The 24,063-nt window shown below is 38.6% G+C and carries 25 protein-coding genes and 1 riboswitch; of the genes, 20 read left to right on the top strand and 5 right to left on the bottom strand.

The window, feature by feature from the left end; genetic code table 11:
- Positions 1 to 260: 260 nt before the first annotated feature.
- From PH210_RS17280 to hxlB, 10 genes are all read left to right on the top strand, one after another.
- A complete protein-coding gene (locus PH210_RS17280; RefSeq protein WP_289987259.1) occupies positions 261 to 401 on the top strand; it encodes a hypothetical protein in 141 nt (46 codons plus the stop codon).
- A gap of 80 nt (positions 402 to 481) precedes the next feature.
- Positions 482 to 1,321 carry a hypothetical protein gene (locus PH210_RS29790; RefSeq protein WP_354669999.1) on the top strand — a complete coding sequence of 280 codons (840 nt, stop codon included), beginning with the start codon at positions 482 to 484 and terminating at the stop codon, positions 1,319 to 1,321.
- A gap of 207 nt (positions 1,322 to 1,528) precedes the next feature.
- Positions 1,529 to 2,305, top strand: coding sequence for a Cof-type HAD-IIB family hydrolase (locus tag PH210_RS17265; RefSeq protein ID WP_289987258.1), 777 nt, complete (start codon positions 1,529 to 1,531; stop codon positions 2,303 to 2,305).
- A gap of 235 nt (positions 2,306 to 2,540) precedes the next feature.
- The gene (locus PH210_RS17260) at positions 2,541 to 4,646 is read left to right on the top strand and encodes a BglG family transcription antiterminator (RefSeq protein ID WP_289987257.1); all 2,106 of its coding nucleotides are present in this window, start codon (positions 2,541 to 2,543) and stop codon (positions 4,644 to 4,646) included.
- A gap of 44 nt (positions 4,647 to 4,690) precedes the next feature.
- Complete coding sequence (locus PH210_RS17255) at positions 4,691 to 5,128, top strand: PTS sugar transporter subunit IIA (protein ID WP_289987256.1); 438 nt, start codon at positions 4,691 to 4,693, stop codon at positions 5,126 to 5,128.
- Between the two features lie 71 nt (positions 5,129 to 5,199).
- Positions 5,200 to 5,499 (top strand): PTS sugar transporter subunit IIB, encoded by a 300-nt coding sequence (locus tag PH210_RS17250; protein ID WP_289987255.1) that lies wholly within the window; start codon positions 5,200 to 5,202, stop codon positions 5,497 to 5,499.
- 17 nt (positions 5,500 to 5,516) lie between these two features.
- Entirely contained in the window at positions 5,517 to 6,767 is a 1,251-nt protein-coding gene (locus tag PH210_RS17245; protein WP_289987254.1) for a PTS transporter subunit IIC, read from the top strand.
- Positions 6,768 to 6,789: 22 nt separating this feature from the next.
- Complete coding sequence (gene rpe, locus PH210_RS17240) at positions 6,790 to 7,431, top strand: ribulose-phosphate 3-epimerase (RefSeq protein ID WP_289987253.1); 642 nt, start codon at positions 6,790 to 6,792, stop codon at positions 7,429 to 7,431.
- A 22-nt stretch (positions 7,432 to 7,453) separates the two neighbouring features.
- Entirely contained in the window at positions 7,454 to 8,206 is a 753-nt protein-coding gene (locus tag PH210_RS17235; protein WP_289987251.1) for an SDR family NAD(P)-dependent oxidoreductase, read from the top strand.
- Positions 8,207 to 8,221: 15 nt separating this feature from the next.
- Positions 8,222 to 8,776, top strand: a complete 555-nt coding sequence (gene hxlB, locus PH210_RS17230; RefSeq protein ID WP_289987249.1) for a 6-phospho-3-hexuloisomerase — start codon at positions 8,222 to 8,224, stop codon at positions 8,774 to 8,776.
- Positions 8,777 to 8,985: 209 nt separating this feature from the next.
- On the opposite strand, the gene PH210_RS17225 is transcribed toward hxlB, so the two are convergent.
- The 3 genes from PH210_RS17225 to PH210_RS17215 form a co-directional block, all read right to left on the bottom strand.
- Positions 8,986 to 9,579, bottom strand: coding sequence for a TetR/AcrR family transcriptional regulator (locus PH210_RS17225; protein ID WP_289987248.1), 594 nt, complete (start codon positions 9,577 to 9,579; stop codon positions 8,986 to 8,988).
- 49 nt (positions 9,580 to 9,628) lie between these two features.
- Entirely contained in the window at positions 9,629 to 10,528 is a 900-nt protein-coding gene (locus PH210_RS17220; protein WP_289987246.1) for an SDR family NAD(P)-dependent oxidoreductase, read from the bottom strand.
- A 444-nt stretch (positions 10,529 to 10,972) separates the two neighbouring features.
- Positions 10,973 to 12,079: a CdaR family transcriptional regulator gene (locus PH210_RS17215; RefSeq protein ID WP_289987245.1), complete on the bottom strand. Its 1,107-nt coding sequence runs from the start codon at positions 12,077 to 12,079 to the stop codon at positions 10,973 to 10,975.
- A gap of 144 nt (positions 12,080 to 12,223) precedes the next feature.
- On the opposite strand from PH210_RS17215, the gene PH210_RS17210 reads away from it, so the two are divergent.
- The 7 genes from PH210_RS17210 (at position 12,224) to PH210_RS17185 (ending at position 18,455) form a co-directional block, all read left to right on the top strand.
- On the top strand, positions 12,224 to 13,381 hold the full coding sequence (locus PH210_RS17210) for a glycerate kinase (protein WP_289987244.1): 1,158 nt from the start codon (positions 12,224 to 12,226) through the stop codon (positions 13,379 to 13,381).
- An 84-nt stretch (positions 13,382 to 13,465) separates the two neighbouring features.
- Positions 13,466 to 14,434 carry a 2-keto-3-deoxygluconate permease gene (locus tag PH210_RS17205; RefSeq protein ID WP_289987243.1) on the top strand — a complete coding sequence of 323 codons (969 nt, stop codon included), beginning with the start codon at positions 13,466 to 13,468 and terminating at the stop codon, positions 14,432 to 14,434.
- Between the two features lie 163 nt (positions 14,435 to 14,597).
- Positions 14,598 to 15,860 (top strand): nickel-dependent lactate racemase, encoded by a 1,263-nt coding sequence (larA, locus tag PH210_RS17200; protein WP_289987241.1) that lies wholly within the window; start codon positions 14,598 to 14,600, stop codon positions 15,858 to 15,860.
- Between the two features lie 131 nt (positions 15,861 to 15,991).
- Positions 15,992 to 16,804, top strand: a complete 813-nt coding sequence (larE, locus tag PH210_RS17195) for an ATP-dependent sacrificial sulfur transferase LarE (protein ID WP_289987240.1) — start codon at positions 15,992 to 15,994, stop codon at positions 16,802 to 16,804.
- 162 nt (positions 16,805 to 16,966) lie between these two features.
- A complete protein-coding gene (locus PH210_RS29970; protein ID WP_502306728.1) occupies positions 16,967 to 17,071 on the top strand; it encodes a hypothetical protein in 105 nt (34 codons plus the stop codon).
- A gap of 108 nt (positions 17,072 to 17,179) precedes the next feature.
- A riboswitch (cyclic di-GMP riboswitch) is annotated at positions 17,180 to 17,264 on the bottom strand.
- A gap of 358 nt (positions 17,265 to 17,622) precedes the next feature.
- Complete coding sequence (locus tag PH210_RS17190) at positions 17,623 to 17,961, top strand: hypothetical protein (RefSeq protein WP_289987239.1); 339 nt, start codon at positions 17,623 to 17,625, stop codon at positions 17,959 to 17,961.
- 14 nt (positions 17,962 to 17,975) lie between these two features.
- Positions 17,976 to 18,455: a DUF2231 domain-containing protein gene (locus PH210_RS17185; protein WP_289987238.1), complete on the top strand. Its 480-nt coding sequence runs from the start codon at positions 17,976 to 17,978 to the stop codon at positions 18,453 to 18,455.
- 64 nt (positions 18,456 to 18,519) lie between these two features.
- On the opposite strand, the gene PH210_RS17180 is transcribed toward PH210_RS17185, so the two are convergent.
- Positions 18,520 to 19,470, bottom strand: coding sequence for an isopenicillin N synthase family dioxygenase (locus PH210_RS17180; protein ID WP_289987236.1), 951 nt, complete (start codon positions 19,468 to 19,470; stop codon positions 18,520 to 18,522).
- A gap of 137 nt (positions 19,471 to 19,607) precedes the next feature.
- On the bottom strand, positions 19,608 to 20,030 hold the full coding sequence (locus PH210_RS17175) for an organic hydroperoxide resistance protein (protein ID WP_289987235.1): 423 nt from the start codon (positions 20,028 to 20,030) through the stop codon (positions 19,608 to 19,610).
- 336 nt (positions 20,031 to 20,366) lie between these two features.
- Here PH210_RS17175 and PH210_RS17170 point away from each other — a divergent pair, with 336 nt between their 5' ends.
- From PH210_RS17170 to msrA, 3 genes are all read left to right on the top strand, one after another.
- Positions 20,367 to 21,221 (top strand): hypothetical protein, encoded by an 855-nt coding sequence (locus PH210_RS17170; RefSeq protein WP_289987233.1) that lies wholly within the window; start codon positions 20,367 to 20,369, stop codon positions 21,219 to 21,221.
- 41 nt (positions 21,222 to 21,262) lie between these two features.
- The gene (locus tag PH210_RS17165) at positions 21,263 to 22,912 is read left to right on the top strand and encodes a hypothetical protein (RefSeq protein ID WP_289987231.1); all 1,650 of its coding nucleotides are present in this window, start codon (positions 21,263 to 21,265) and stop codon (positions 22,910 to 22,912) included.
- A 105-nt stretch (positions 22,913 to 23,017) separates the two neighbouring features.
- On the top strand, positions 23,018 to 23,962 hold the full coding sequence (gene msrA / locus PH210_RS17160; RefSeq protein WP_289987229.1) for a peptide-methionine (S)-S-oxide reductase MsrA: 945 nt from the start codon (positions 23,018 to 23,020) through the stop codon (positions 23,960 to 23,962).
- Positions 23,963 to 24,063 lie beyond the last annotated feature (101 nt).

The raw sequence follows: 24,063 nt of genomic DNA, 5'->3' as shown, positions 1-24,063 counted from the left end.
AGTAAGGATAGGGGACGTGTGTACCTCTATTTATTAGGCATTTCTAACTTTCTATTAGAACGTTGGAGCTGCCTTTTTTATTTTTGCTTTAAAGAGGGTTCCTATATATGATTCGCTGATAAACCTTCAAAATTCGCTGATAAACTCGGAAAATCCGCTGTTAAACCTTTAAAATTCGCCGATAAATTCGACGGCTCGCAAACCGAGTGAAGTTTGACCTCGAAAACAGCTTTATTTTTCAAAAACTAGGAGGTTAACACATGAAAACTAGCAATCTAGGATACCCGCTCATAGGGAAAAATCGTGAATGGAGAAGCATTTTGGGCCGGAAAAATAGAGGAGCAAGAATTCCTCAAGCAAATGGAACAGCTCGGCTTCACCAGACAGAATTTTATTTTTGAAAAAATTATTAAAAAAATCAAACCGTTTTAAAACATTGTCCGTTTCCTCAAATGTAAACAATTTTTGGGGAGGGACTTAAATGAAGAAGTGGATGTTTTTCTTAGCCGTATTTTCAGTCATCCTATTATTAGCGGCTTGTAACAGCCAGACCGATCAGACTGCGAAAAAGAAGGAACCAAAAAGCGAAACAGTAACAGCTGACAAAGGGAGTAAGTCCGAAGAGAATGGTTTACAACTATTAGATAATGCGAATATTGGAAAGTACTTAGCTGATTCCAAGGGAATGGCGTTGTATTGGTTTACAAAGGATCAAGTCGGAAAGAGCAATTGCAGCGGGCAATGTTTAGAAAACTGGCCGGCGTTTTCCGCAAAAGACTTCAAAGTGCCGGAGGGCTTTAACCTAAGCGATTTTGGCACGATCAAGAGGGAAGATAATGGGACAGAGCAGGTAACTTACAAAGGGTATCCGCTTTATTATTGGATTAAAGACAAAGCAAAAGGTGATGTAACTGGTCAGGGAGTCGGGAATGTCTGGTTTATTGTTAATAGCCAAACCACGTTTGAAGAGGCAAACGCTAATCAATTACAATTATTAGAGGATGCCAAAATTGGCAAATACTTAGCGGATGCAAAAGGAATGACCTTGTATTATTTTACGAAGGATCAACCTGGAAAAAGCAATTGCAGCGGACAATGTTTGGAAAACTGGCCGGCGTTTTCAGCCAAAGAATTCAAAGTGCCTGCAGGCTTTAGCCCAAGTGATTTTGGCACGATCAAGCGGGAAGATAATGGAGCCGAGCAAGTGACCTACAAAGGATATCCGCTCTATTATTGGATAAAAGACAAGGCAAAAGGCGATGTAACAGGCCAGGGTGTCGGGAATGTTTGGTATATTGTCAATGCGGGAACTACGTTTTAATTAATCAAAAGAGGCTTTCTCACAGATTGTTTGTGAGGAAGCCTTTTTTCAATTTTTATTATTTACTATTTAAAGTACAATTTTGCAAATTGCCCCGTGACCCATTTGGTCTTATTTTTTTACCAGTTTTCTTATAATATAAATTGGAAAATAATTCTTAAACATAGTGCTAGTTGCTGCAAATTATAAGGAGAGGATGGTATAGGAATGACTCCATATAAAATTGTCTTTTTCGATATTGATGGGACATTAATTACTGTGGAAGGGCAAATCCCCTATGAAACAAAAGAATCCATAGATCAGCTAAAAGAATCTAATGTAAAGATTGTTATTGCTACAGGCAGAGCCCCGTATCATTTAAAACCTATTGCTGAAGAGCTGGGAATTGATTCATATGTTAGTTTTAATGGATCGTACGTGGTTTTTGAGGGGAAACCCATTGTTGATGAACCTTTTCCAACTAATTCTGTTCAATTGTTGGTTGAATTTGCACAGAAAAACAACCACCCTTTAGTTTACCTTGGAAATGAAGACTATTATGCCAGTTATCATGAACATCCGGATATCATAGAAACATTTCAATGGCTTAAAGTAGCTCCTCCAAATTTTGACTCGAATTTTTGGAAAGGAAACTCTATTTATCAAGTTGTATTATGCTGTGATAGCCATGAAGAAAATAAATATCATCAAAACTTTTCCGATATCAAATTTATTCGTTCATATAAACAGTCGATAGATGTCATACCTTCTGAATATTCAAAAGCAAGTGGCATAGAATCCATTCTAAGATTTATGGGAATTTCCCCTTCAGAGGCTGTTGCTTTTGGGGATGGTTTAAATGATAGAGAAATGCTCTCCTATGTTGGCATGGGAATCGCAATGGGAAATGCCCACGCGGAACTGAAGCCAATTGCAAACTTCGTGACTAAGAATGTGAATAATAGGGGAATTCAATTTGGACTAAAAAAAATTGGTCTTATTTAATAGTAGAATATGGTATGGGATTAAGAAGAGATTAGTAGTTATAAGGATCCGAATCTGCCACTAGGCATGATCGGGTCCTTTTTTGATGCAGGCACCTGTTTACTAAAGTCCAATTTTGCAAATTGCTTAGTGACTCATTTGGTCTTATTTTTATAAAATCGCTTTCTTATAATGTAATCAGGACATAATACTAAGAACTTAGTTCTAAGACTTATGTTTGAGGTGGGCTGATAAAATGGATCAAAAAAGTTTGGCGGTTTTAAACCAGCTTGTTGTGGCTGATGCTTATGTATCAGTCCAGGAACTTGCACAAACATTTAATGTTTCAAATCGAAAAATTTACAATGATATAGCCAAAATTAACGATTGGCTGAAGGAGAGTGGTTATCCCAAAGTTAGTCAAGTACGAGGACAAGGACTCTATCTTGATGAACATGTAAAAGAAAAATTGAGAACTCAATTACCTGTAAGCGATTATCCATTCTATGAATATTCGCCTAATGAGAGAAGAGCTTGGATTTTTATTTTTATTGCCGTTCAAGAACACCCTCTTTATTTGAATGATTTTATAGAGCTGTTCCAAGTAAGTAGAAATACGATACTTGAAGATATAAAAAAATTAAAAGAGGAAGCAAGCGATTTTCAGCTAAACATCGAATCTGGACGTCACCATGGTTATCAAATTAAAGGTGATGAAAATGAGTTAAGACGAGTGTTGATTCACTTTCTAACATTTGTAACACCTGAAAGTGGATGGTACCAAATCATCGTCGATTCAGCCTTTGCAGATAAGTTAGATCAAAAATTGCTTCGACCTTATATAGTATTCAATAATTATGAGCTGCATTTATTGAAGAATCTGTTAATTGAATATGAGAGAAAATTTCAGATTGAATTCACAGATGAAATATTGAATCAGCTTGTTGTTTGGTTTTACTTGTTTTCTAGAAGGATACGACAGGAACAATATGTTGGAATTGATCCAGTTGAAAAAGAAGTTATTAATTCAACTGAAGCATTTAAAGGTGCTAAAACTTTATGTTCAAATCTCACAAGAGAAATGAATATGACGATCCCGGAAGTTGAAGTTTATTACATGGCCAAATATTTATTAAGTGCTAAGGTGAATTATGATTTAAATCCAATCTATGAAAACGATGAAATGAGATCGTTGTGTCACGTTGTTGAAAAAATGGTCTCCGATTTTCAACTGTATGCAGCTGTAAATTTTTCTGAAAAGGAACAAATGATTAAGAACCTATTTGTTCACTTAAAGCCTGCTTATTATCGATTAAGGTATGGAATTAAGATAGAAAATATTTTACAGAATTCTGTTGAGGAAAATTATCCGGAAGTATTTCGCCTGACAAGGAAAGTTATTCATCATTTTGAAAGCCTGGTTAAACAACCAGTAACCGATAGTGAAATTGCCTATATAGCCATGCATTTTGGAGGATGGCTGCGAAGAGAAGGAATTACTTTAAGTTCGATTCGAAAAAAGCTGCTGATTGTCTGTACAAGTGGATTAGGCACATCCCGAATATTGGAATCGCAGTTAGCTGGGTTATTTTCAAATGTTGATATTGTTGGAGCAGTTTCATTAAGAGAGTACGAAAAACAAGATCTAGCAGTAGATTTTATTGTATCAACTGTTCCTCTACCTGATAAAGGCATCCCGATTTTCGTAGCTAAGCCAATATTGGACAATAAAGATAAAGAACGGTTGTTAAGAAAAATTAATAGCTTAAATAATGAAGCACAAACGGAACAACTCTATTCAGTAGATACGCTAATGGACATGGTAAAACGTTTTGCGATGGTAGAAGACGAAGAAGCATTAAAACAGGAACTTAGAAGATATTTACATTCTCCAATTGCGATAGAAAACGAAAAAAGAAAACCATCTTTAGCAGATTTATTGGATTCTGAAAAAATTAATACAGTTGGGCAAGTATCAGATTGGATGGAAGCTATTAAACTGGCTGCTTTACCATTATTGGATCTGGAATATATCAACATGAACTATGTTGAAAAAATGATAGATAATGTTTTAAAGCTTGGTCCCTATATCGTTATATCGGAACAGTTTGCGCTTCCACATGCTGCACCAGCAGATGGAGTTAAGAAGACCGGAATGAGTATGTTGTTTCTAGAAAAACCGGTTGATTTAATGGGTGAATCAGTTAGAATCTTTGTTGTATTGGCCTCATGGGATAATGAACAACATTTAAAAGCACTAGGACAATTAACAAAGTTATTAAAGGAAAGCCGAAAAGAAATGCTGAGTGCCAAAAGTAAGGAACAAATTTTAAAACTACTTGAATCATATTCAAACAGATAGTTTAAATTTTAGAGAAATAATGTAATTGGGAGATGAGAGAAATCGTGTTAAAGGAATACCTATATGAGGACCTTGTATTTTTCGAAAAAGAATACAAAGATTATGAAGATTTATTATCAGATATAATGAAAACTTTGGTTAGTAAAAACTATGTGGAAAACGAATTCAAAGACGCACTGCTCGAACGTGAAAAGGAATTTCCAACAGGGCTGCAATTAGACGGATATGCTGTAGCTATACCGCATGGAGGTTCCCAATATGTTTTAAAAGATTTTATTTCCCTAGTTACTTTAAAGAATCCGATCAGAATGAATCGGATGGATAACCCTGAAGAATCATTGGAAGTAGATATACTATTTGTTATCGGATTCGGTAAATCAGAAACTCATTTGCAATGTTTAAAACAACTTATGGGGCTTATTCAAGATCCAAAGTTAATAGAAGACTTGAAAAAAGGGACTTCTCTAATATCAATCCTATAAGGGAACTCTTTACATTACTCAAAATCCTATATTGAAAATCAAATTATTTTACTATCATTGGAGGAATTAATATGTTAAATTCAAAAATTCAAATTGTAGTAGCTTGTGGAAGTGGAGTAGCAACTTCAACAATCGCAGCAGATGCGGTGAAAGAGGTTTTAAAAGAAGTAGGAATTGCAAATTACAATCTTGTTAAAACAAGTATGACAGAACTACCTAATATTATTGATAGCGTTGATATTGTTTTGACAACTAATAATTATAAAACGGATGAAAAACCACATTTAAATATCATGGGATTTGTAACAGGGATTAATGAGGAAAAATTAAAGAAGCAACTGGCTGAAAAACTGCTAGAACTTACAAAATAATTAAGGAGCGTGGATCCATGGATACTTTGCTTCATATTGTTAAAACCATTACGGGTTTGGGAGCAACGGTTATTTTACCAATTATCATTACACTTTTGGGATTGCTGTTCAGGTTAAAATTTGGAAGCGCTATTAAGTCCGGACTATTAGTTGGGGTAGGATTCTTAGGCTTGGGTTTAGTCGTAAACTTATTAAATGACTCATTGCAGCCAGCAGTGGATTATTATGCTAAAAGTGGTTCTGGCTATACCATTACAGATATCGGTTGGCCTGCTGTTGGAGCAGCTGCTTGGATGGCTCCATTTGCAGCACTGGCAATTCCTTTAGGATTAATTATTAATTTAGCATTAGTTCGACTTAAATGGACAAAAACATTAAATGTTGATATATGGAATTACATGCATTTCTTAATTCCAGGGGCATTGGCTTACTTTCTTTTTCACAGCTTCTGGCTGGGATTGATTATCACATTGGCGATGTCTGTTGCTGCCTTATTCATTGGTGATAAAATTGCTCCTAAGTGGCAGGAATACTTTGGTTTAGAAGGTACAACCAATACAACGATTATTTTTTCAGCTTGGGTCTATCCGATAGCTTGGCTGACAAATAAAATTATTGATTTCATTCCTGGTTTAAATAAATTGGATATTTCCCTACAGAAACTTAATAAAAGATTAGGTATTATAGGAGATCCGGTCATTATTGGTGTACTTGTTGGTATCATTTTAGGTTTAGTAACGAGAAGACCTGTTACTGAATTATTGCCAATGGCGGTTGGGATTGCCGGAGTTATGGTCCTAATGCCAAAAGTGGTTGGAGTTATGATGGAGGGATTATCTCCAATCGGAAAAGCGGCAAAACAATTTATGCTTAAACGTATGGGAACTTCCGAACTAAATGTCGGAATGGATATTGCTTTAGGCTTAGGTGATCCAACTACGATTACAACTACAGTCGTTTCCATTCCGATTGTCATTCTGTTTGCACTTATTTTACCTGGAGTTCACTTCTTTCCTATCGGTCTGTTAATGTCAGTTACCTATATTTCTGTATTGTGTACCTTAGCAAGTAAAGGGAACCTTTTCCGTTCCATTCTTTCGACGGTAGTACTTTGTATTATCACATTTTATCTTGAAGGATACGTCGCACCAGGCGCGACAGAAATGCTTACCGGCGCAGGCGTTAAGGTAAAAGGTCTAGGGTCAGACTTTGTCTTTTCTGAGCCATGGAACGTATTAATCTATTGGATTAATACATTAGTAAAATAATAGACAGGGAAGAGGTACAGTAATGAATCAGATCTTACCTTCGTTATTTGCAGCAGATATTATGAATTTAAAAGAAGAATGCGATTGTTTGTATGAAGAAGGTTTTGACACCCTTCATGTTGATATGATGGACGGAAACTTCGTCCCTCATATCGCATTTGGTCCAGAACAGATTAAAAGCATTAAAAAGCAAGTGAAAATGAAATTAGATGTTCATATGATGGTTTCATACCCAGAGCGTCAAATAGCTAGTGTATTAGAGACGGGCGCTGAAATGATCTCAGTTCACTATGAATCAACTCCACATGTTCGCTTTGTGATTGATCAAATTAAACAGCATGGAAGGAAAGCAGGGGTCGTCATCAATCCGGGAACGGACACCTCGCTATTAAAACCCCTCCTTAATACGGTTGATTATATTTTAATAATGTCTATTAATCCAGGAAGACCTAATCAAACTTTTATTGAAGAAACGATTGATCGAATCAGAGAGGTAAAAGAAATGATTGGGAATCGTGATATTCAAATTGAAGTCGATGGCGGCGTTGATGAAGATATAGCTAGGAAATGTATCGAAGCAGGGGCTTCCATGATTGTGATTGGATCTTATTTATTTACTGATAACAAGGCACATCTAAAGAATCTTAAAATGCTAGAAAAATAATATAGAAGGGATCGGAATAAAAATGGGGAATTTTGAAGGAAAAGTTGCATTAATTACAGGAGCAGGACATGGAATCGGGAAAGGAATTGCTAGACAATTTGCGGAAGCAGGCGCAAATACAGTAATTGTCGATTATAATGCTGAAACAGGTGAAGAAACAGCTAAAGAGATTACAGAGGAATTTGTAAAATCAATTTTTGTTCAAGCTGATGTATCAGATCCAGAAGCTTTAGTACGAGTTCGTGATAAAGTCTTTGAAGAATTCGGCCGTATTGATATCCTTGTTCTAAATGCAGGTGTAGCTTTTGCTAATAAAGTTAATGACATTTCGTTTGAAGAATGGAGTAAAACCATAAGCATAAACTTAACTGGGCTTTTCAACACAGTGAAAGCTTTCTACAATGATTTCCTAACGAATAAAGGGTCAATTGTCTATATTAGTTCTGGTTCTGCTTTGAGCGGTACAGGTGGTGGTGTTTCTTATCCAGCTTCTAAAGCAGGGGGAGAAGGCTTGATTCGTGGACTGGCGAAAGAACTTGGACCGAAAGGCGTCAATGTTAATGCAATCGCACCTCGATTAATTGATTCAGGAGAAATGATGAGAGTTAATTATCCAACAGAAGAAAGTTTAAATGCTGTCTTGGAAAAAATTCCTGTTCGCCGCTTTGGAACAATAGAAGACGTTGCAAATTTGACTCTATTCTTGGCTGATAAAGCTAATTCATACATTCAAGGACAAACAATCTTAATGGATGGTGGCAGAACAATCGCTTAGTATAGGAGCCATACGATGAAAAATTATACGTTGGAAATTTTAAATGAATTAACTACTAATGCTGAAAAAGTTAATCCAGAGGATCTTGCAAGCTTCATTGAAGAAATCAAAGCGGCAAAACATATTTTCTTAAATGGAGCTGGACGTTCAGGGATCGCTATTAGAGCTTTTGCCAATCGTCTGATGCATCTTGGATTTTCTGTCAGTGTTGTTGGTGAAATTAGTTCACCACATTCTAAACCAGGCGACCTATTGATTATCTGTTCAGGATCAGGCGAAACTGGAAGCTTAAAAAGTTTAGCTGAAAAGGCAAAGCAAAGCGGTGTTCGTATTGCGCTAGTTACAATGAAACCAGATTCAACCATTGGAAAATTAGCTGATGCTGTCTTAGCACTTCCAGGAACGACCAAAACTGATAATAATCGCGAAGATTCAATCTTTGCTCAGCCAATGGGGTCAGCGTTTGAACAATTAGCTTTCTTAACTTTTGATGGAATGATAATGAATTTAATGGATGAAATAGGTGAAACATCAGAATCAATGTTTCAACGGCATGCAGATTTTGAATAGAATCTAATAAAAATTGAATATATATTATAACTACGAAGACCAGTCATCCTAACAGGTGATTGGTCTATTTTTGTTCCCAAAGGAGGAACATCAGCACACGCATTTTGTCGAATTCATCGACATTATTCGGGGAGTGTATTCAAAAAATAAGTCACCTACTATCATAAGTGCCTGTTAGGGTCCATGACGATAGGTGACTTAAATTTGTTTCATTCCTTTAATATTTTCATTAAATTATCAACATGATGAATTAAGTTAACCCCATCTAATCCGTGAGGCAGCAGCATCAAACCGGAAATGACGGAGAAATAGAGCATCAAAAGTTCAGCAGGATCGCCTTTACTAAATTCCCCTTTCTCTTGCCCCTCTTTAAAGATGGGGGTCATTTGTTCAATAAGAGAACTGGTTGGATATTGCTGGACAATATTTTTTGCCTTGTCAGGCACTTCATCGGATGTTTGCACCTGCTGTATGAGCATAAAGGAATGTCGATTGCTTTCATCCAGCATATTTATGGTAAATTCTTTGATTTTTTCTAAAGGCGAACCTTTCATGAGCCCGAATGCTGCAAATGCCTTAGCCGTTTCTTCCATCGCATCCTGAACAAGTGCAATAAAAAGCTCATCTTTGGAACTGTAATATCGATAGGATAGACCTTGGCTAATGCCCGCTTCCTGAGCAATCATGCTCATTTTCGTTCCAATCAGTCCCCGGCAAGCAAATACTTTTAGCGCAGCTTTCTTTATTTGTTCTTTCCGTTCATCACGGAGCTGGTCCAGTTGGTGATCATTTAATGGTGTCACCCTTATTCATCCTCTTCCATAGGGTTTTTTTTTATGAAAACTATAACAATTATTTCAATGATGCCCCAACTTGTTCCTCGCTTATTTCCCAAAGCCTTTTGGCCAATTCTCTGTCAGCGGCGACTTCCGTCGGTTCCTTTAATTGTCTGTCAGCGCAGTATTTGCCGTTTAGCCAGGAGACATCCTTCATTTCCGCAAGCCATACCAATGTATCCGCTCCCTCCTCCGGTGTACGGGAAAAGAGCTTCATAACAGCCATTGTCGCTTTGGCCATCCTTCCATTGTTTTGATTGAAATTCGTGGCAACGAGTCCAGGGTCGAAACAATGAACGGTAATATTTGTTCCTTCTAGCCGCTGTGCCAATTCAGAAGTAAATAAAATATTAGCAAGCTTGGTCTGAGCATACCGAAGTGTTGGACCGCCCATTAACTTTTTAACTCCTGTATAGAGATCCTCACCGTTGATATTATCAAAATCAAAACCGTTTTTTACCATCTTATGCCCATGTGATGAGGTATTGATCACCCGAGCTGAATCACTTTCCTTTAGACGGTTTAATAGAAGTGAAGTGAGAAGAAAAGGTGCCAAGTGGTTCAATGCCCAGGTCATTTCCACACCATCCTCCGTCTTCAGAAGGGTATCGAATAAAGCTCCGGCATTATTCACTAATAAATCAATCTGTGGGCACCTTTCCAGTATTTGTTCAGCTGCTTGGCGAATGGAACTTTGAGAGGAAAGATCAGCAATGAAGATATCCACTTTTATCGGTTTACTCGTTTGCTTTTTTAATTGTATAGAAATTTCTTCTGCCCTTCTCTGATTCCTGGCAATAATTCCGATATTTGCTCCACGTGCAGCAATAGCCTTTGCTGCTGCAAGCCCGATTCCATTTGTTGCGCCTGTAATCAATACATATTTATCCTGAAGATTCCATTCTCGTTCACTCATAACGTTAGAGACCTCCTTTATAAATGAATAATTCATTCATTTATAAAAAGTGTATGTTAGTATTTTGAAAAATGTAATAAAAATTTACCATTTATGGTTTAAATAATTTAAAGATTAGTTTGAAATTTTCCAAGGACTTATGAAAGGAGAGAGAATGAACTTTATATGTTGAACAGTCATACATGGAATGAAATTACTTCAGCTTTTTCCTTAGAAGTATAGAAAATTAGGTAAATAGTATATATAGATAGTCAAAGCAAAATCCCAAAATCAAAATGATTGGGATTTTGCTTTTGTTGGAACTGATTTTAGGATATCTCCAGACCTTTTTCTTTTGCACTGAATGGACTAAAATGAGTAAGAGTTTAATAACACCTGCAAGTAATACGATTACAGTGACTGAATTTAAAACGATAGTTCGGTACCTGACCTGTTTGTGTTTATCTAGTTAGTAAGCTCCTCGCTTTTTAACTTTTTATCTGTCCAAAGAGCAAGCTGTAGTGTTAACGCATCTTTAAACGTTTTTGGATCATAGCCCGTTTCTTGTTCTATTTTGCTTAGTCGATAAATGAGTGTGTTTCGGTGAAGATATAAGTCTTCAGCCGTTTGCTGGATATTTAAATTATTTTTAAAAAAGGCTTCTAAAGTATCAGCATATTTAAGCAAGGTTTTGTTCATGATTCTGGTGTTAAACCTTTCTCCCCATGCCCGATCTATTTTATAAATTAATGCCTTTGGTTCCACGTCGGCAAATGAAATAAAATCCTCTGCTTCGTCACTGATTTGAAGGGCAAGGTCACAATCAATATAGGATTGGTTAAACTTACTCATCGATTTAAAAGAAGTGCTGTATGCAAGTCGGAATTTTAACTTCAGCTTTTTCAATTCGTCGTATATGTTTTGCAGCTTTTTGTCTGCTTCTTGCTGAGTGAATCCGGAAAAGGCGATAAACATCCGATTAGTATTGATAAAGCCTACAAGGCATTGTTTTTCACCAATCATTCCTTCTATTTTATAAGTTAATGTTTGATTTGAGATTGCGCGATCCATCATTTGAATCACATGTGTGATAAATGGTGCCTCAAGATTTAAGCCAATTAGGTTAAGCCCACGTTCGATAGTACTGTAGGAAGGAGAACTTTTCAAAAGTTCTTCGATAATCATTTCTTTGGTTCGTAGTTTCCATTCCAATTGAGAAGCGATAAATTTTTCTTTTATCATAAGCTCCGTAATCATTTTTACGATGCCGCTAAATTCCTGTATATCTTCGGGATTTCCCGTAATGCCAATTACTCCAACAATTCTATCCTGAAAAACAATCGGTAGGTTGATGCCGGGATGGGCTCCTTTCCAAACACCTTTTTCATTAAAAGGTATAATAAGTGTTTCACCGCTTTTTAGAACTTCAAGTGCCCCCTCGTGAATATCGTCTATCCTAGAAGGATCACAGGAGGCTATAATAATCCCTTTTTCATCCATAATGTTTATATTTCTATTAAGGCGTAGAGAGGTTTCTAATACAATGGTTTGGGCAATTTCTCTCGTTAACATCCTATTCCTCCAAGAAATTAGTTAAAACATACGAAAATTTCAAAAAATTAGTCCCTTTTTTTATATGGTACACACGATGCTTCTTATAATCAAGATTAGTATAATGAGGATAGAAATGAAAACGCTTTCGAAAGGGGAATAAAAATGAAGATTGTAATAGCCCCTGACTCATTTAAGGGGAGTTTAAGTGCATTTGAGGCAGCCAGAGCAATAGAAAGAGGCATTCAAAAGGCATTTTCGGATGCCGACACTCTATGCCTTCCTGTTGCTGATGGTGGGGAAGGAACGTTAGATACTTTAGTTGCTGTCACTAATGGACAAAAAATTTCAGTACTTGTTACTGGACCCTTAGGTAAAAAGGTTGAAGCTGAATATGGCATATTGGGTGATGGAAAGACCTGTGTCATCGAAATGGCAAAGGCCTCTGGGATCCCACTAATTCCTCGAGAAGAACTTAATCCTTTAAATACAACTACCTTTGGAACTGGGGAACTTATTAAACAGGCTTTAGATGATGGTTTTACGTCATTTATTTTAGCACTGGGCGGTTCAGCTACCAATGATGGTGGGGCGGGGATGCTCCAGGCTCTTGGTTTATCACTTTTAGATGAGAAGGGAAACAAAATCTCCACTGGTGGTGCAGAGCTTGCTAAGATTCATTCTATTGATTTAAGCGAGTTTGACGAAAGAATAGCTGATTGTAAGTTTCTTATTGCATCGGATGTAGAAAACCCTTTAATTGGCCCACACGGAGCATCACATGTGTTCGGTCCACAAAAGGGAGCAACTCCTGAGATGGTTTCAATTTTAGATGCTTGTCTAGCTCATTGGGCAGATGAAGTTGAAAAAGTAACAGGTGTTCATCTCCATGATTCCCCAGGAGCAGGAGCTGCTGGTGGAATTGGTGGGGCATTCCAGGCATTTTTTCCTTCAAGAATGAGAAGGGGCATCGATGTGGTGATAGAATATACAGGCCTTCAGACAGCTCTTGAAGGTGCAGACCTTGTCATAACAGGTGAGGGACAAGTAGATTTCCAAACCGCTTCAGGTAAGACACCGATGGGAGTCGCGCAGGCGGCATTATTGAAAAATATTCCGACAGTCATTTTGGCTGGTTCAGTAGGAAAAGGAATAGAAGCACTTTATCAGTATGGAGTTTTAAGCGTTCACAGTATTATAAACAAGCCTATGGAATTAAAAGAAGCCATGGAAAATGCTGGCGAGTTGTTAGAAAATGTGGCCGAGCAGGTAGTCCGTTCACTTTTTTATCAACGAAATAAAATAAAATTTCCCACAGTTTAAAGAATTCGGCAAATATTTTTACAATAATCTACCATTTTTAAAATATATAAAAATTAATTTTTACTAGAGAGGAGCTACACCGTTATGAAAATTAAAGCAACACTCGATAGAATTCCCGGTTCAATGATGCTATTTCCACTTCTCATTGGTGCAACACTAAATACGCTATTTCCTGGAACACCTACTTTTTTTGGTTCCTTTACTGGTGCCCTTTGGACGGGCGCTCTCCCAATTTTAGCTGTATTCTTTTTCTGTATGGGATCAACATTAAGCTTCAAGGCCACACCTTATATCATGAAAAAAGGCGGCGTGTTATTATTCACAAAGATTGGCGTGGCTGCAATTGCTGGTATTATTGCTGCACAGTTCATGGGTAATGGAATGGTGCTTGGCGGGTTGTCAGTACTGGCCATTGTTGCTGCTATGAATGACACGAATGGCGGTATGTACATGGCTCTGATGGGTCAATTTGGTAGGCCTGAGGATGCAGGTGCTTACTCTATAATGTCTCTTGAATCTGGTCCATTTCTTACAATGCTTACTTTAGGTGCTGCTGGTCTTGCTGGTTTCCCTTGGCAAGCGATGGTTGGTGCAGTACTTCCATTAGTTCTGGGAATGATTGTAGGTAATTTGGATAAAGATCTTCGTGAATTTTTTGGGAAAGCGGGTCCTGTTCTAATTCCTTTCTTTGCATTTGGTCTTGGGTGCGGTCTAGATTTCAAAAAAGTGGCTGCTTCCGGTTTGACTGGTATCTTACTAGGGGTTGCTGTCGTAGTTGTTACTGGGACTGCCCTATTCTTTGCAGACCGTTTAACAGGCGGGAACGGGATTGCAGGATTATCTGCTGCTACCACTGCTGGCAATGCCGCTGGAGTTCCAGCTGCTGTGGCTGCAGCAAACCCTGCCTATGCTGAAGTGGCGGGATCAGCAACAATAATGGTTGCTGCAAGTGTTATTGTAAGTGCAATTCTATGTCCAATAGTGGTTGCCTGGTACGCAAACAGGCTTCAGAAGAAAGGAAAATTAAACCTGCAAGAGCGGCAGGCAAGTTAATTTCTCTGGGTAAATAAATTGAAAAATATGCCCCTGAGAGCATTCTCAGGGGCTAATATTAAATTGACTGCAGTTAAAATAATATTATTTAGGAAAATAAATGGCATTGTTTTTTCCAAAAATACTTATTGAACATTTTAAAAATTGAAAGTGAGCGATTAAAATGAAAACAAACCTATTATATGGCCAAAATGAACTTGAAGTTGAAGTGTCTGAAGATGCATTTATTGTTGAGCCTAATCATTTACCAGGTTTAGAAAATGATATTGGAGCCCTAAAAGAAGCATTAAAAAATCCAATTGGCACTGGACCTTTAAAAGAAATGGTGAAAGCCACGGATAAAGTGGCAATTGTTATCAGTGATATTACGAGACCAACACCCAATCACAAGATGGTACCTGTACTGATTGAAGAACTTAATCATGTTCCAATCGAAAATTTTGTTATTATAAATGGAACAGGTACCCATCGTGACCAAACAAGGGAAGAATTTGTTCAAATGCTTGGAGATTGGGTTGTCGATAATGTAAGAATTATTAACAATCAATGTCATGATCAAGAAACATTGGTGAATGTTGGGAAAAGTAAGTTTGGTTGTGATGTATATTTAAATAAAGAATATGTGGAAGCCGATTTTCGCATTGTAACCGGCTTTATCGAACCTCACTTTTTTGCAGGATTTTCTGGAGGTCCAAAAGGGATTATGCCAGGCATTGCTGGTATTGAAACGATTATGACCTTCCATAATGCAAGAATGATTGGGGATGCTCGTTCTACGTGGGGGAACATGGAAGATAACCCTGTTCAAGAGATGACTCGTGAGATCAATCGTATGTGTAAACCTAACTTCATGTTAAATGTTACATTAAATAGAGAAAAAGAAATCACAGCTGTATTTGCTGGTGAATTGTATGAAGCCCATGACAAAGGATGCGAATTTGTAAAAGAACATGCCATGATCAAGTGTGACGATCGATTTGATGTCGTTATTACATCCAATTCTGGTTACCCCCTTGACCAAAATCTTTATCAAGCCGTTAAAGGGATGAGTGCAGCACATAAAATTGTTAAAAAAGGCGGAACGATTATTGTCGCTTCTGAATGCTCGGATGGACTTCCAAGTCATGGGAATTATTCGAAGATTTTTGAATTTGCTGATAGCCCGCAAGCTTTATTGGATCTAATCAATGATCCGAATTTTAAAATGTTCGATCAATGGCAGGTTCAGAAACAAGCGGTGACACAAGTTTGGGCAGATGTTTATGTATATTCCATGCTCACAGATGAACAAGTTATCGGTTCCATGCTAAAACCTACTCATAATATTGAACAAACTTTAGAGGAATTGAAACAAACTTACGGAGAGAATATGTCGATTGCTGTTTTACCATTAGGTCCATTAACGATTCCTTACGTGGAAGAGTAATAAGGGCAGGTTTAAGATGGAAGATTATTTTAATTGCAGATGACCTTACAGGTGTATGTGATTCCGGAGTCAGTTGAGGCGATCAGACACGCAATTGAACTAGCCCAAAACATTTGTAAAGGGGAATTATCATGCTAGAAATAAAATATAACAAGCTTCAAGAAATTTTAAGGGAAATGGAAACAGTAGTTATCGCTTTTTCAGGGGGGGTGGACAGTACATTTTTATTGAAGGCGGCACTCGACACTCTTGGGCGGGAAAATGTATTGGCTATAACAGCCGATAGTGAAACATACCCTTTTGAGGAATTGCAAGAAGCAATTAAACTCGCTGAACAGCTAGGAGCGAGACATGAGATTATTCAGACATCGGAATTAAATATTCCAGGTTATTCAGAGAACACATCAAACCGATGCTATTTTTGTAAAAAAAGCTTGTTCGAGAATCTCGTACCAATAATGGAAGAGCATAACTACAATAATGTAGCTTTCGGGCTAATCGCAGATGATCTTGGGGAACATAGGCCAGGAACAAAGGCAGCAAGAGAATATAACGTAAGGGGGCCACTCCAGGAAGCTGATCTTTATAAAAGTGAAATTCGTGAGCTGTCACTACAAATGGGTCTGCCAACATGGGATAAGCCTTCCTTCGCCTGCCTTTCATCAAGGATAGCTTATGGAGAGCAGATTACGATAGAAAAACTGAAAAAAATCGATAAATCAGAACAAGCTATTCGAGCCGTTGGAATTCGGCAGGTACGGGTACGTACTCATGGAGAGATTGCTAGAATTGAAGTAGAACCACAAGAGATGCAGCGTTTATTGGAACACTCTCAAAACATTACAGCAAAACTTCAAGAATTTGGATACACCTATGTCACAATGGATCTCATTGGTTACAAGAGTGGCAGTATGAATAAGGTTTTGCAAGAGGCAGAGAAGTAGCAAAGAGATGGGAAATCTTTTAGTGGTTCTAGGAATAGGATTTTTGTTAGGACTCCATACTCTAGAACCTGCCGATTTCATTGCTGTTCTACGCAGGCATAATAAGATCCACTTTCTCATTCCCATTTTTAACAACTTACTTTTAAGACAGCAGGTGATATCATGAGTAAGTTTGAAGATTTAGGATTCAGTAAAGTAGATATTGATCGAGAAAGGCGTACGGGTTATCCAGAAGTGATTTATGGTAGTAAGCATGGTTACCGTTGATTTTCCACGGATCCCATGATATTGATCCTGATTGGTATGGAAGCAATATTTTTTTGCTTCCTTTTTTCAATGACTCCACAAAATAATAAAAAAAGACTTAGGCATAACAGTGGTAACCCGGCTTTCATGGAGATTCCTCTTTAGACCCGTGGCTTTGCTTCCTCACCTTTCGATGTGATTGCTATTAGCAGTGTCATATTTAACTACTTCATAATATACACTTCCGACAATTTTAGATAATTCCATTTTCATTAACTTTTTGTTAAGAAATTAATTTACCAATGTCTCTCTTGTGTTATTAGAGTTACTTTTTTCTTCCTTGCGAGTGTAAAGCTAAAGATAGTAAAATGCTGATTTTAAAAATGGCTGTCACTGCTCATTGTAAAAGAAATAAAGCAAAAAATTTAATTAAACAAGTTATTCTTTGATTAATTCAGAAGTATAATTTATAAACCGAATTAATCAATTTTTATCTTGATTAATTAGATTTATAGTTTCCTTTTGTCCAATGTTGGCTGTTTGAAAATTGAAAAATGGAGGGGATTGGAAAGATGCTGTTCTCATCTGTTATTCTTTTTGCCATTGCGGCGCTTGGCGGTCTGGTGGTTGGGGTTTTAGGGCTTCGTCAGAAAGAGATACCCATGAGTCTATCACTCATCCATGGAGCCGTTGCTGCAATTGGTCTTATCACCTTAATTCTCGGGGTCGTGCAGGAAAATGCCGGCTCACTTGTTATTACCTCCTTAATTCTATTCCTCATTGCCGCGCTTGGCGGATTCGTACTCTTTTCCTACCATTTACGCCAGAAGCCTCATCCTAAAGGATTAATCGTCATTCATGCATTAGCTGCCGTTATCGCATATATTCTCTTACTTATTGGAGTTTTGTAAGGAGTGGGCGTCACATGAAACAGCGGGGCAAGTTAAGGTTTTTCGGGCATCCAATACACCCTGCCGTTACGCATTTTCCAATGGCCCTATTACCGGTGTCGTTCCTTGGTGATCTGCTTGGAATCTGGACAGATGCTTCGTTCTGGTGGAGTTTTTCGTTTTATAATCTTGCCATAGGACTGGTTTTGTCCCAGCCTGCGCTTATTACCGGAATGATTGACTTTATGGACATTCCTCAGGAAGGGAGCGCTGACCGTGTGGCAATGCGCCATATGATCATGATAATTACGGCAATCATTTTGTTTACGTGCAGCTTTTTTATACGTTTTGGTGTTGATGTACTTTCCGGCTGGCGGTTAATGAGTTCTGTTTCGCTCTCCTTGTTAGGGCTCATCTTTCTGCTGATTGGGGGCTGGCTTGGCGGTCAACTGGTTTACCGTTACTCTGTAGGCAGCGAACCAATCCATGATAAGTCAGAATCGGAGAAACCTTAAAAAATAAGCATTGGATATGAAAAGGGAAAGGCTTGAAGCCTTTCCCTTTTCCTTGTCTGACTTTCTATTTTTTAATTAAGCCAATCTCTACCAATCTTTCATACAGGAAGCCGCCAGCCGTGATTGCTGGATATTTTTCCGGATTATTTTCAGAAATACAGGATGGAATGGTTTCTAATAAACAAGTGCTGTACGGATGTACGAAGAACGGCATGGAATAACGAGCAGTATTTTCTCCTTCCGGATTCACGACGCGATGCGTGGTGGCCGGGATGACTTCATTTGTAATCCGAGACAGCATATCTCCAGCATCCACAATAATTTGTCCAGGCTCAGCCTTAACGGGCATCCATTCACCTTCACGTGTTAACAATTCCAATCCAGATGCAGTGGATTCCACTAATAAAGTAATCAGGTTAATATCTTCATGCTCAGCGGCACGAATGGCATTCGGATCCATCGATTCCTCTAATGGAGGGTAATGAATAGTCCTTAGTATGCTGTTTCCTTCATGAATCATATCGGAAAAAAAGTTCGGACGCAGATCAAAGTGCATCGCAAGGGCCTCTAGCATATTGCGAGCGACACGCTCTAATTCGCGATAAAAGTTTACTGCATTTTGCTTCAGTTCAGGAACCTCGTTTGGCCAAATATTAGCCGAGTATTGACTGAGCAGGGCATGTCCTTCAGGCAGTTCCTGGCCTACATGCCAGAATTCTTTTAGATCGCCAACAGTACGGTTTTTCGCATGTTCTTTACCAAAACCGGTGTAGCCGCGCTGCCCGCCGTTAATTCCTTCATATTGTTTTTTTGTTTCTGTATCTAGACTAAATAACTGTTTCCAAAGCTCGTAGTTTTTGTCGATGAGCTTTGGATCCACTCCATGGCCTTCTAAAATAATAAAACCTGTTTCTTTTAAACCAGCAGCAAATTCCTCTGCGAAAGCCGCACGTTGTTCAGAGTTTCCATATGTAAAATGCTTTAGGTTTAAAGTGCGAATGATTGGATTTGCCATATGATGATGTCTCCTTCTCTGGTGTAAGCGTTATCAAACTATTAAACGTTACCATATCTAAATCGAAAACACAATAAAAAGAAATGAATAAAGCCCTAATTCCATCTGGAAGTAGGGCAAAATGTAAGGTAATTCTTTTATAGGAGGGTAGTTATTAATTCAACCTCGATATTACCACTAGTAGCTTTAGAATAAGGACAAACACCATGTGCAAGTTTTACCAATTCCTCTGCTTCCTCGAAAGAGACACCAGCTATTGCCACATTTAAGGCAGCTGCTAGTTTGTATCCACCGTCCGTGTCTTTTCCTAACGAAACTTCTGCCGTTACCTTAGATTCAATCCGCTTTCTTGATTGTCGTGCCACTAAGTTTAAGGCGCTATCGAAGCAAGCGGCATATCCAGCCGCGAATAATTGTTCAGGATTCGTGGCATTTTCCTTTCCTTGTCCACCTAAAGCCTTTGGCATGGATAGAGCCAAATCCAAAGTGCCATCGCTGCTTGTTACTTTCCCTAATCTTCCGCCCTCAGCGGTTGCGCTTGCTGTGTATAATGCTTCCATTTGAAAAATCTCTCCCTTTTGATTTTATAAAATTAAATTTTGCACAATTGATTATTACAATCAAATCATAACAGCAAACGATATTAATAGTCAACAATTAAATTGTGTGCAATTAGAAACTAAAAAAAATGCACCCGATTAATAAGCCTTGGGATCATTTTTTAACTGGCTTAGTCCGATTTTATTAAAAGGTATGAAAAATACGAGCCTATTGAATCATGTGAGATAGGCAAAAAGAATGGTTTATTTTGTGAAAAGGAGAAAACGGTCAAAAAATGTTTCAATGAGTCGAATGGTGTCATGGTAAGAAATGATTCGTTGAAAGGGGGTGAGAGATTGCACTTCCGCCATTTTATTATTTCAGGCCTAATGGTTGGAGCAGCTTTGTTTTTACCACACAATGCCTTCGCAGAAAAGAATGAGCTTAGCGGGCAGCAAAATGCTGCGGCAGTACATGCGGCAAAAGCTGAAAGCAAAAATCTGCAAGCTGACGTCAACGCTAAGGCAATAGGTAAGACAGTACCTGGCACTTCTAATAAAAATCAAGCTGCCATAAAACAGCAGGCATCCAATCATAGTTCTCAACAGGCGATGTCCCAAAAACAGGCTGCAACGTCGAAAAGTTTGCCGGCTCAGGCAAAAGGAAACGTTCAGGCTGTTATAAAAAAGACAGAGAAAAACGTTGAGGCACCAGGCCAACAGAAAAAAGCCATGACAAACGAAAGTAACCAAGGGTTAGGAAAGGATAAGCAGACTTCCGAGAATGTGTCTGTTTCCTCTAATCTTGGTGTAAATAATCCAGGCCAGATAAAGAAACGACTAGAAACTCAAAGGGAAGATTCCCACTTATCGGAACCGAAAAAGCTAGAACCTAATGAACCACTTGTAGCAAAACCAGTAAGTGAAAGACAGGTTCCTGACAAAAAGGATAAGATTCCCAACGCCGATCAGGCGACTAACCCAACTCAGCGTTCCAATAGTTCAGGCGGGTCTTCAAATGATCGAGTGAGCCAGGGATTGAACACGATAAGTACGTTGGATAAGTGGTTTGAATGGAATAAATACTATGAGATCAAATTTGTTCAACTGTACCTTTCACGGTCTGCATTATTAACTAATCAATGGGTGAATGCGCCGCCGGCACCGCCGCCACAAGAAGCTCCTTTATTAAAAATGGTTAACCGACGCTAAAATGCCACGGGACATGATAATAAAAGGAGCGAATTAAAAAAATGAAACATTACTTAAACCCTAATACTGTTGTGAAATCTTTCGTATTGACTGGAGCCTTAACTTTTGGAGTATTTGCAGGAGGCCATTTTACTGAAGCTGCTGGTCTTGGCAAGGAAAAAGCTGAACACAACGTACATGTAAAAAGTGAACAAAGCGTAAAGGTTCATGTAGATGCTAAGCCAGCCGTTCAAGTGAAGCCTGCAGCACCGGCAGTTAAAGAGAAGACGAATTCTGGAAATGCGAGCAAATCCCAAGCTATCTACCATGCAAGCGAGAATGCAAAAGCGCATGCTAATCTAAACTCTGCCGTAAAAGGTAAGGTTGGAAAAACTGAAGAGGCAAAAACAGAGGAAGCTCAGGTTCAAGAACCAGCAACAGAAGAGGTTAAAAATGCACCTGCAGACGAAACAGTTGAAAATCAAGCTGCAGCTTCTGCAACAACAGAAGTTGAAAAAGACGAAGCAGTAAAAACCGATGATGAAGCTGTTAAAGAAGATGATGCTGCAGTTAAAGAAGACGATGCTACAGTTAAAGAAGACGAAAAGTCTGAAGAGGTAGATTCGGATTCAGCTGTGAAAACAGAAGACAAAGAAGATGCTGATAAGGATCAAGATTCTGATTCTAAGCACACTGTTATTAAAACAGATGCTGTAGTCAAAACAAAAGATGAAGACGAAGCAGAAGCAGTAATTGAAGAAGATGATGAGAAAGAAGCTAAGGTTAATCCTTCTTATGCTAACAAAGCAAAGTCTCAAGCAACTCATGCTAGTGCAACTGCTTTAGAACATGCATCAAAGAACTCAGCTGTAGTAATTGCTAATGGAGCTGCAAAAGCAGCAACTGAAAATGAACAAGCTGGGGAAGAAGCAACACAAGTAGTAACTGATGAAACTGCAGAAACAACAGAAGCAGTAACAGAAGAAACTGCAACCGAAGCAACAGAAGCAGTAACTAAAGAAGACACTGAGAAAGAAGTTAAGGTTAATCCTTCTTTTGCAAACAAAGCAAAATCTCAAGCGACTCATGCAAGTGCAACTGCTTTAGAACATGCATCAAAGAACTCAGCCGTAGTAATTGCAAATGAAGCTGCAAAAGCAGCAACTGAAACTGAACAGGCTGGAAAAGAAGCAACAGAAGCAGTAACAGAAGAAGCTGGAAAAGAAGCAACAGAAGCAGTAACTGAAGATGCTGGAAAAGAAGCAACAGAAGCAGTAACAGAAGAAGCTGGAAAAGAAGCAACAGAAGCAGTAACAGAAGAAGCTGGAAAAGAAGCAACAGAAGCAGTAACTGAAGAAGCTGGAAAAGAAGCGACAGAAGCAGTAACTGAAGAAGTTGGAGAAGAAGCAACAGAAGCAGTAACTGAAGAAGCTGGAGAAGAAGCAACAGAAGCAGTAACTGAAGAAGCTGGAGAAAAAGCAACAGAAGCAGTAACTGAAGAACCTGCAACAGAAGAAGAAGAAGCAGTAACTGAAGAAGCTACAGAAGTAAACAAATCTGCAGCAAACAAAGCAAAAGCTCAAGCTAGCGTAAATGCAAGCCAAAATGCAGTAGAACATGCAGCAGCAAATTCTGCTGTATTAGCTGGAGCTAAAGTTTCTGAAGAGGCAGTAACAGAAGAAACTACTGTTGATGCTTCTACACAAGAATAATCTATTACCAAAAGAAACCGTTGGATCTCTCCTTCGGTTTCTTTTTTTATTGCATTTTGTTTATTCTTAAGATAATAATCAGAATGAATAAGGAGTTGAGACTTGATGGAAAAAGCAACATTTGCAGGCGGCTGCTTTTGGTGCATGGTATCACCATTCGACGAACAGCCTGGGATTCAAGAAGTAACCTCCGGCTACACAGGCGGCCATACTGAAAACCCTACTTATGAGGAAGTATGTTCTGATACAACTGGTCATTTTGAAGCGGTTCAGATTACCTTTGACCCCGAAATTTTTCCTTATAAAAAATTACTGGAGCTGTTTTGGCAGCAAATCGACCCGACAGATGCAGGCGGCCAGTTTAATGACCGGGGTCTTTCGTATCGGACGGCGATTTTTTATCATAATGAAGCCCAGCGTGAGATGGCGGTGGCTTCGAAAAGGGAGCTTGCCGAAAGCGGGCGATTTGTACAGCCAATTGTAACCGAAATCCTCCCCGCAGTCCCTTTTTATAAGGCCGAGGAAAAGCATCAATATTATTATAAAAAGATGCCTTTTCACTATAACCACTATCGGGAAGGTTCTGGGCGGGCGCGCTTTATTCGCGAAAACTGGAAAAAGCGCAAAAGTGATGAAGAATTGCGGATGGAACTGACGCCGCTTCAGTTTGAGGTTACCATGAATAACAAAACAGAGCCGCCGTTCCAAAATGAATACTGGAATCATACGGATGAGGGCATTTATGTCGATATTATCTCGGGCGAACCTCTGTTCGGCTCAACCGATAAATATGATGCAGGCTGCGGTTGGCCGAGCTTTACGAAGCCTCTTCGCCGGATGGAAATTGAAGAGCGTTTTGATACCTCGCATGGAATGAGGAGAATTGAGGTCCGAGGCAAAACAGCGGATTCCCATCTCGGTCACGTATTCGACGATGGACCAGGCCCCGATCGTGCACGGTACTGCATTAACTCAGCAGCCCTCCGGTTTGTGCCAAAAGATAAACTCTTGGAAGAAGGGTATGGAGAGTTTATAAAGCTGTTTGAATAATCGACATTCCTTTTCGCTTTTAGAGTATTAGATTAAAAATTTATTTGCCATTTGCAATACTAAATACCCAGAAGCAATAATAAGTTCTTATAAGGGTGATG

Origin of the sequence: Paenibacillus sp. BSR1-1 (genome assembly GCF_030403775.1) — a bacterium.
Classification (GTDB): domain Bacteria; phylum Bacillota; class Bacilli; order Bacillales; family Cytobacillaceae; genus Neobacillus.
The sequence above is the reverse complement of the archived record's forward strand: the minus strand, read 5'-3'. Positions and strand labels throughout refer to the sequence as shown.

Coding starts and splice junctions, on each gene's coding strand:
- PH210_RS29790 (WP_354669999.1), top strand. CDS start 482: ATGAAGAAGTGGATGTTTTTCTTAGCCGTATTTTCAGTCATCCTATTA.
- PH210_RS17190 (WP_289987239.1), top strand. CDS start 17,623: ATGCTGTTCTCATCTGTTATTCTTTTTGCCATTGCGGCGCTTGGCGGT.
- PH210_RS17175 (WP_289987235.1), bottom strand. CDS start 20,030: ATGGAAGCATTATACACAGCAAGCGCAACCGCTGAGGGCGGAAGATTA.
- PH210_RS17210 (WP_289987244.1), top strand. CDS start 12,224: ATGAAGATTGTAATAGCCCCTGACTCATTTAAGGGGAGTTTAAGTGCA.
- larA (WP_289987241.1), top strand. CDS start 14,598: ATGAAAACAAACCTATTATATGGCCAAAATGAACTTGAAGTTGAAGTG.
- hxlB (WP_289987249.1), top strand. CDS start 8,222: ATGAAAAATTATACGTTGGAAATTTTAAATGAATTAACTACTAATGCT.
- PH210_RS17250 (WP_289987255.1), top strand. CDS start 5,200: ATGTTAAATTCAAAAATTCAAATTGTAGTAGCTTGTGGAAGTGGAGTA.
- PH210_RS17245 (WP_289987254.1), top strand. CDS start 5,517: ATGGATACTTTGCTTCATATTGTTAAAACCATTACGGGTTTGGGAGCA.
- rpe (WP_289987253.1), top strand. CDS start 6,790: ATGAATCAGATCTTACCTTCGTTATTTGCAGCAGATATTATGAATTTA.
- PH210_RS17180 (WP_289987236.1), bottom strand. CDS start 19,470: ATGGCAAATCCAATCATTCGCACTTTAAACCTAAAGCATTTTACATAT.
- PH210_RS17235 (WP_289987251.1), top strand. CDS start 7,454: ATGGGGAATTTTGAAGGAAAAGTTGCATTAATTACAGGAGCAGGACAT.
- PH210_RS17260 (WP_289987257.1), top strand. CDS start 2,541: ATGGATCAAAAAAGTTTGGCGGTTTTAAACCAGCTTGTTGTGGCTGAT.
- PH210_RS17165 (WP_289987231.1), top strand. CDS start 21,263: ATGAAACATTACTTAAACCCTAATACTGTTGTGAAATCTTTCGTATTG.
- PH210_RS17215 (WP_289987245.1), bottom strand. CDS start 12,079: ATGTTAACGAGAGAAATTGCCCAAACCATTGTATTAGAAACCTCTCTA.
- PH210_RS17265 (WP_289987258.1), top strand. CDS start 1,529: ATGACTCCATATAAAATTGTCTTTTTCGATATTGATGGGACATTAATT.
- PH210_RS29970 (WP_502306728.1), top strand. CDS start 16,967: ATGAGTAAGTTTGAAGATTTAGGATTCAGTAAAGTAGATATTGATCGA.
- PH210_RS17205 (WP_289987243.1), top strand. CDS start 13,466: ATGAAAATTAAAGCAACACTCGATAGAATTCCCGGTTCAATGATGCTA.
- larE (WP_289987240.1), top strand. CDS start 15,992: ATGCTAGAAATAAAATATAACAAGCTTCAAGAAATTTTAAGGGAAATG.
- PH210_RS17220 (WP_289987246.1), bottom strand. CDS start 10,528: ATGAGTGAACGAGAATGGAATCTTCAGGATAAATATGTATTGATTACA.
- msrA (WP_289987229.1), top strand. CDS start 23,018: ATGGAAAAAGCAACATTTGCAGGCGGCTGCTTTTGGTGCATGGTATCA.
- PH210_RS17185 (WP_289987238.1), top strand. CDS start 17,976: ATGAAACAGCGGGGCAAGTTAAGGTTTTTCGGGCATCCAATACACCCT.
- PH210_RS17280 (WP_289987259.1), top strand. CDS start 261: ATGAAAACTAGCAATCTAGGATACCCGCTCATAGGGAAAAATCGTGAA.